This window comes from Streptomyces sp. NPDC004647 (assembly GCF_040609575.1).
Classification (GTDB): Bacteria; Actinomycetota; Actinomycetes; order Streptomycetales; family Streptomycetaceae; genus Streptomyces.
In genome coordinates, this window is record NZ_JBEXKU010000080.1 from 25817 (window position 1) to 33400 (window position 7584).

Genomic DNA, 7584 nt, shown 5'->3' on the forward strand with positions numbered 1-7584 from the left:
TGCTGGATATGACGAACCAACGCGTTCATGGGTCCACCGCTCCGGCAGCGCCGACCATCGCGATCATCGGAGGAGGCATCGGAGGCCTTGCGCTTGCTCAAGGCCTCCACCGACAGGGCGTCACAGTGGAGGTCTACGAGCGCGATCGCACACCGGTCTGCCGCGCACAGGGTTACCGGGTCCACGTCAACCCCTATGGCGCCGCGGCACTGCACGAGCTGCTGCCTCCGCACCTGTGGAAGACATTTCTCGAGACCACCGGCACCGGAGCCCAAGGCTTCGAGATGCTCACCGAGCGGATGAAAACGCTTGTCACCGTGGACGTCGCGCCCGAGAACGACCCCACCCAGGCGCACCATTCGGTCAGCCGGATCACCCTGCGCCAGGTCCTGCTCAACGGCCTTGACGACAACGTCCACTTCGGTAAGACCTTCACCCGCTACGAGAAGCGGTCCGATGGACGGTTCGTCTCCCACTTCTCTGACGGCACCACCGCGCTCGCGGACGTCATCGTCGGCGCCGATGGCACGAACTCCCGTGTCCGCGCCCAATACCTTCCGCATGCCCAGCGCTTGGACACGGGTATCCGCGCCATCGCCGGCAAGTACCTGCTCACGCCCGAGAGTCGTAGTCGTGTCGACGCCCGGCTCCATCGGACCAGCGCGGTGGTGCTGCCGCCCGCCGGCTGCGGCATGTTCGTCGCCCCGCATATCTACGACGACGATTCTGAGCTCCGGGTGGACGGCATCGGCAGCACCGACCGCGACGGCAGCACGTACGACAACACCTCCAGCTATCTGCTCTGGGCCTTCGCCGCCGTAGGTGACCGCTTCCCCGCGGACACGGATCTCGCCGGCCTGGACGGCCCCGCGCTCCAAGACCTGCTGGTCGGCATGATCGAGCGCTGGCACCCCGACCTGCGGACCCTGGTCACCGAGGCGGATCCCGACACCGTCACCGTGCTGCCCATCCGGATGAGCGAGCCCATACCCCGCTGGACCCCGAGCAAGGTCACCCTGCTCGGCGACGCCATCCACGCCATGACCCCCATGCGCGGCATCGGCGCCAACACGGCACTGCGTGACGCCCGCGTGCTGTGTCGACAACTCGCCTCCGCACACCGCGGTGACGCCGAAATCATCACGGCCATCGACAATTACGAGGCCGAGATGACCGAATACGGCTTCGATGCCGTCCGTTCCTCACAGCGTTCCGCGACCAAGTTCGTCGGCGAAAACCGCTTTGCCCGGGCCGCGTTCAAGACATTCCTGCGGACCGTGCAATCCTGTCCGCCGCTCAAGCGCAAGGTCTTCGCCAAACTCGGCCTATGACATGGAAACGCTGCCTACGGCCAAGCCCCGCGACCGGAAGTCGCGGGTTTGGCTATCGGCGGTTGGTGAGACGGTCAGCGGGTCAGTCGGTCGCCAGGGCGCGCATCAGGTGGTCCGGAAGACCGTACGGCCTCGGCATGCGGATGGTCTTCCGGGCGGCGGCCAGGGACGGCGCCGGCGCGGGCAGCGGATCGAAGCCGGGCAGCGCGAGCAGCACCGGCGGGCGGGTCCAGTCCTCGGGCTTGACGGCCATATCGAGGCGAATGTGGTCGTTGGCGCTGACCTGCACCGGGCCCACCGTGCCGACCAGCAGCGAGCTACGGCTGTCCGACTCGCGCGACGGCTGCGCATCGTGCGCCAGCGCGTGCAGGTACCAGGTACCCGGCGGCACGTTGTTCAAGGAGAACGACCCCGCCCCGGTGCGCATGGACAAAGCCGCGGGCTGCCCCTGCATGATGGGGCTGTCGAAGGCCCCGATGCAGAGGGGCGACCGAGGCACTCCCAGGACGTGCATCGTCCCGGAAATCGACCCGAGCGGCCCCGAGGACACCGGCAGCGGGGATATCTTCGGATGCTCGATATCGTCGCCGTGAGCGATTCTTCGATAGCGGGTCGGAGCGATTCCGACCGAGGCCGTGAAACGGCGTGAGAACGTGCCGGCACTGCTGTAGCACACCTGCGTCGAGATGTTGGCGACATTGAGGGATGTATCAAGCAGCAGACGTTTGGCTTCGTGTAGCCGTACCGCGCTGAGGAATCTACCGGGCGTCACACCGGTGATGCGTCGGAAAACGCGTAGGAAGTAGAACTTGCTCACCATGGCAGAGCGGGCGAGATCATCGAGGCCGATGGGCTCGTGGAACCGTTCGCGGATGGTGATGACCGCGCGCTCTACGAGGTGCTTCATCCTCTGGACTCCCTGCTCTTCATGCTCGGGCAGCATGGGGAATTCGCTGATCCGATGTTGCTTCATCCGTAGTCCTCCAGCGGTGCATGCAGTCGTTTTTCGTGCATGCTGATCTGCACCTGACGTGAAGCCCAGAAAATATTTGAAGAGTGCGGAGTGCACAGGAACCAATGCGCGATGAATTGAGGGGAAACGCGCAGGACAGGCTGCGGGAGATGACTGCAGCCAAGGGGTCCGGGCCGTGAGCTGCGTCTCGGTGTTCGCTCTGCGGATGCGAGGCATGTCCGAGCACGTCAGGTGGGGGGAGGAGGCCGGTGAGTGCGACGGTGCCGAGGTCGTCAAGAAGCGACTCGAAACCGTTCCTCGGGAGTGCGGGCCGGGCTGATAATGCCCGCGTCGGGAGCAGAAGATTTAGTCGCTCAGCCAGGTCGTCGGGCGGTCCTGGGGTCCGAGGTCGGCAGGGTCGAGCCGGGTTTCGAAATAGGGCTGTCCCTTGTGGGAACTCATCGGTGTCGTCCTCTCTGCTTGATCGCGAAGCTCTCGCTGCGCAATCCTTTACCAGATGATCACAACCTTGTGGGCGGGCGCATGAGTAGCTGGTACTCAGTTTTCGGACAGGTCGAAATGGGGCAATCAGTACCTATGGGGGATCGCCTGGAGTGTTGGACAAATTGTCGGAAGTCCCGATGTTGAGAAGTTTCCAGTGGATGGGTGCCTTCTTACTGCGTTGTTCTCGGGTTGCGGGGCTGGCACTTGGTAAATTCTGAAAGTGTGGAAGAGGTGTTTCGGGTATTCACTGGGGTCCGAATTGAGGACCTGATGCCGCCGAGTGTGGCCGCCGTGGCCACGGCCGAGGACGTGGCGGTCGGCGGCCTCTACCCGGAGGAGGAGGCGTTGGTGGCCCGCGCGGTACCCAAGCGGCGCCGGGAATTCACCACCGCCAGGCACTGTGCACGGCGTGCGCTCGGGAAGCTCGGCATCCCCCCGGTGCCGATCGTGACGACGGACCGGGGCGCTCCACGATGGCCGAGCGGAATCGTCGGCAGCATGACGCACTGCCACGGCTATCGGGCCGCGGCCGTGGCCCGGCAGCGCGATGTCCTGACCCTCGGCATCGACGCCGAACCGAACGACCAGCTGCCCAGCGGAGTCCTTGGCGCTATCACAGTGGGCAGCGAACGGCGCCGTTTTGCACGGCTGTTGGACTCCAGGCCGGAGCTGTCCTGTGACCGGCTGTTGTTCAGTGCGAAGGAGTCCGTCTACAAGGCAAGGTACCCACTGACCGGCTGCTGGCTGGAGTTCACCGATGCGGAGCTTGACGTCGATCCGGTGCTCGGCGTCTTCACAGCGCGACTCCTCGTGCCGGCGCCCGTGGTGCCGGGGTACGGGCCCCTCGCGGAGTTCACCGGTCGCTGGGCTGTCGGCGATGGAGTCGTCGTCACCGCCAGTCGCGGTCCCTGCAGAACCGAGTGGGCAATCTCGGCGATGACAGCGACGCGGAGGCCACCGCAGTCTTGAGATGCCGAGGAGGCTCCCAGGAGGGAGCCCGTGGGGAACGAAGAGACGGACCGGTTTCTCCAGCTCTCCAGACGCCATTTGCCTCGGAGTTCCAGAAGTCGACCGAGCTGACGAAGACGCCGGTGCCCAAAGAGAGCTCTGCTCGCTTCCGCACGGCGCGACTGGTCGTATCACCACAACCCCAGTAACCGCAGCAGCTGCAGCAACCGCTCACTCCTGGAGCAGCCGAGCCTGCCGACGCGACCTGATTGGTGCCTCCACTACTCATGACCAGCCATCAAGTGCAATTGCTGTTCCTGGACCTTGCGCTCATCCTGCTGCTGGCTCGGGGCCTGGGGGTCCTGGCGGTGCGGGTCGGGCAGCCATCCGTCATCGGCGAGATCCTCGCCGGCATCCTCCTCGGCCCCACACTGTTCGACGGTGTGGTCGCCGACACCTTGTTCCCCATGGACGTCCGCCCGTTGCTGACCGGCCTGGCTGATGTCGGGGTCGCCCTGTTTATGTTCATCGTGGGCCTGGAGCTGGAACACCGCGCCCTGCACGGTAGAAGGAGAGCCACAGCCACGGCGGCCCTGGGGTCGACCTTGGTGCCGTTCGTCTTCGGTGTCGGCCTCGCCTTCTACCTGCTGCGCAACCACGAGACCGACCAGCCGGCCAGTTTCGTGGTGTTCATGGGCCTGGCCTTGTCGGTGACGGCGTTCCCGGTGCTCGCCCGCATCATCTCCGAACGCGGCCTGGGCCGCTCGGAGATCGGCGGCCTCGCACTGGCCACGGCGGCGCTCGTCGATGTCGTAGCCTGGTCGGCCCTTGCGGGCGTGCAGGCTGTGGTCGGCGGCGCCGGCGACTACTGGCGGGTGTCCCTGCTGATCCCCTTCACCGCTGTACTGCTGGCCATCCGGCCGCTGATACGGCGGGTGTTCATGCCGGGCGGAAAGGCGCAACCCCTCACGCCGTTGAGGCTCACGTTCATCCTGATCGGCGCGCTGCTGTCCTCGGCGGCCACCGAAGCCATGGGGATGCACTACATCTTCGGGGCCTTCCTGTCCGGCGTGCTGCTGCCTCGGGAGGCCATCGCCTCGCTGCGGGATGAAATCTGCGACCGCACGGGCCAGATCACCTCCGTGCTGCTCCCGGTGTACTTCGTGGTCGCCGGACTCAAGGTGGACCTGCGCACCGTGGGCATGGAAGGGCTTGTCGAGCTCGGCGCCATCGTGCTGGTGGCGGTGGGAGGCAAGTTCTGCGGCACATACGCCGGGGCCCGATCTCAACGGCTTCCGGCCAGGGAGTCCGCAATGCTGGCAGCACTGATGAACACGCGAGGCCTGACCGAACTGGTCATCCTCGGCGTCGGTCTCCAAATGGGGCTGCTCGACGGATCGTTGTACTCGCTCATGGTCGTCATGGCCCTGGTGACCACGGCCATGACGGGACCGCTGCTCTCGCTGTTGGACAGGCGGCAGGGCGGCCCGCTGTCCACGCGGGACGGTTCCGAACAGCCGGAAGGGCAGGCCGCCACGGCGCGGGGCGCACAGAGCACGGCGTGAGGGTATGCGAAGCACGGCGTGAGGCTACCTGTCAATGGCGCCGATGTGTAGTGTGGTTACACATGAAGGCAGAAACCCTCAGAGGGAACCTGGAAGGGATGCTCCTTTCGGTACTCGAGGCCGGCCAACTGCACGGCTATGCGGTCATCGAGGAGCTCAAGCGACGCAGCGGAGATGCGATCAATCTCCCGACGGGCACTGTCTACCCGGCCCTGCATCGCCTTGAGGCCGCGGGACTTGTCGGCAGTGAGTGGTCCCGACACAACGGCCGTCGCCGGCGCAACTACTTCCTGACCTCGGCGGGACGCCGTGCCTTGGCGGACAAGCGCACGGCCTGGCAGGAAGTCTCCTCGGTCATCTCGGTGGTACTGGGAGGCAGCGCGTGACGGAGGCGGCAGTACTGCAGCGCTATACCGACCGCCTGGCGCAGCACCTCGTAGGGCCGCACGCACGGCGCTCCGCGATCACCGACGAGGTGATGGACGGGTTGCTGTGCGCGGCTGAGGCCAACCTCGAAGGCTGCGCCGACGCCGAGAAGGCCGCGCACCGCGCCGTCCAGGAGTGGGGCTCGGCCAAGGACGTCGCCCGGGCGTACAACGATGCGACGCTACGACTGAGCGCGAACCGCCTGTCGCTGCGGGCCATGTGCGTACTGCCACTGCTCGCGGCCACCTGGGCGTACGCACTGCTCGGCGGCCCGCCCGGGCCGTGGGGGCAGCATCCGCCGCTGCTGCTGATGGGCCTGTCGGCGGTGGTGTTCGGCTGTGTCCTCTCGCTCGCCGGGGCGATCTCGGGGCTGCGGAGCGGCAGTGGGATCCGAGCGGCGAGGGCGGCACGGGATATGACCGTCACGACGGGCACGCTCGGGGCGCTCATCGGCATGCTCTGCGTGCTGGGCGCGCTGGTCTTCCTGTTGCTCAACCGAGGCCTGAACCACCCGGAATCCCTGGACTGGTCCATGGTCTCCATACCGGCGACGCTGACCGTGATGGCGGGCGGCTACTTCGGCCTGTCCCTGAAACGCTTCTTGGCCGTCGTACGGGCAACCGGCTCCTCGTAGAACCTGCGAACTCCGGCGCCCGAAACCGTCCGTCGTGCCCGCCGCCGCGGCCCCCTCCGCACGGCTGCGGTCGGCGGAGCTCCCATCGTGGGCGACAACTTTCTTCGTTATCACCCGAGATGGGAGCTCTTCGTTTACGCGCCGTCGAACTGGCCGTTCTTGCATCGGGCCTGATGGGACGCTACATTAGCACTATAGATAGCGCGGCTACACAATAGTGTCGCTACAGGGAGGCCGGTGCCGTGGAGAGCATGGTGCTGCCGCTTGTCGTGACCGCCGCGCTGGTCTTCCTGAGCTCCTTGGGCCGGTTGCTTGCAGCCCCCGGACAAGCATCCGGCCCAAGGAAACGACCCGCTCGACGGCGCTTTTTCGCGCCTTCATCGGCTACCGACAAGGTGAGGGAACGGACGTGGAGCACTGAGACGTCCGGGACTCGACGACTTCGGAGGGAACCGACAGTGGCCAACCAGACGCCAAGTTACGACGTGGTGATCCTCGGATCAGGCATCGCCGGATCCGCCCTCGGCGCCGTATTGGCTCGCAGTGGCGCCAAGGTGCTACTCGCCGACGCGGGCACGCACCCGCGGTTCGCAGTGGGGGAGTCGATGATCCCCCATCTCGTCGCATGGCTCCAGGTGCTCGCCGAGCGCTACGACATCCCCGAGTTCCACGCACTCGCCGATGCGAACACCATCAATGAGAAGGTGAGCAACACCTTCGGTGCCAAGCGGCACTTCGGCTTTATGCTGCACCGGCCCGGCGAGGAGCCCGACCCGACAGAGGCGCACCAGTTCGTCATCCCCGACGCACTGACCTCCGCGAGCCATCTCTTCCGGCAGGACAGCGACGCCTATCTCTTCCAGGTCGCGGTCCAACACGGCTGCGATACCCGCCAGCAGTGGCGGGTTGCCCGGGTCGACTTCGACGACGACGGTGTGACGCTGACCGGGACCGACGAACGGCAGGTCAGGGCACGCTACTTGGTGGATGCCAGCGGCTTCCGGTCGCCGCTTGCCGACCTCTTCGGGCTGCGTGAGCAGCCCGCCCGGTTCCAGCACCACTCCCGCTCCCTGTTCACGCACATGATCGGGGTCCGCCCCTTCGACGACGTGGTGCGCGCCCCCGCCGAGAGCCGGCCGCCCGTGCGCTGGCACGAGGGCACCATGCACCACCTCTTCGAGCGCGGCTGGTTCTGGATCATCCCGTTCGATAACCATGAGCTCT

General features: G+C 66.2%; 7 protein-coding genes. 6 read left to right on the forward strand and 1 reads right to left on the reverse strand.

The features are described 5' to 3' along the window. Positions 1-8: 8 nt before the first annotated feature. Complete coding sequence (locus tag ABZW18_RS27945; RefSeq protein ID WP_356192547.1) at positions 9-1331, forward strand: NAD(P)/FAD-dependent oxidoreductase; 1323 nt, start codon at positions 9-11, stop codon at positions 1329-1331. Positions 1332-1413: 82 nt separating this feature from the next. On the opposite strand, the gene ABZW18_RS27950 is transcribed toward ABZW18_RS27945, so the two are convergent. Beyond that, positions 1414-2274 carry an AraC family transcriptional regulator gene (locus ABZW18_RS27950; protein ID WP_356192550.1) on the reverse strand — a complete coding sequence of 287 codons (861 nt, stop codon included), beginning with the start codon at positions 2272-2274 and terminating at the stop codon, positions 1414-1416. Between the two features lie 783 nt (positions 2275-3057). On the opposite strand from ABZW18_RS27950, the gene ABZW18_RS27955 reads away from it, so the two are divergent. The 5 genes from ABZW18_RS27955 to ABZW18_RS27975 all read left to right on the forward strand — a co-directional run. Then, on the forward strand, positions 3058-3756 hold the full coding sequence (locus ABZW18_RS27955; protein WP_356192571.1) for a 4'-phosphopantetheinyl transferase superfamily protein: 699 nt from the start codon (positions 3058-3060) through the stop codon (positions 3754-3756). A gap of 266 nt (positions 3757-4022) precedes the next feature. Beyond that, complete coding sequence (locus ABZW18_RS27960; RefSeq protein ID WP_356192553.1) at positions 4023-5300, forward strand: cation:proton antiporter; 1278 nt, start codon at positions 4023-4025, stop codon at positions 5298-5300. Between the two features lie 62 nt (positions 5301-5362). Next, positions 5363-5686, forward strand: coding sequence for a helix-turn-helix transcriptional regulator (locus ABZW18_RS27965; RefSeq protein ID WP_356192556.1), 324 nt, complete (start codon positions 5363-5365; stop codon positions 5684-5686). Continuing rightward, positions 5683-6360 carry a hypothetical protein gene (locus ABZW18_RS27970; RefSeq protein ID WP_356192559.1) on the forward strand — a complete coding sequence of 226 codons (678 nt, stop codon included), beginning with the start codon at positions 5683-5685 and terminating at the stop codon, positions 6358-6360. The genes ABZW18_RS27965 and ABZW18_RS27970 overlap by 4 nt, the downstream gene beginning before the upstream one ends. A gap of 458 nt (positions 6361-6818) precedes the next feature. Next, a partial coding sequence (locus tag ABZW18_RS27975) for a tryptophan 7-halogenase (RefSeq protein WP_356192562.1) occupies positions 6819-7584 on the forward strand: 766 nt, incomplete at its 3' end.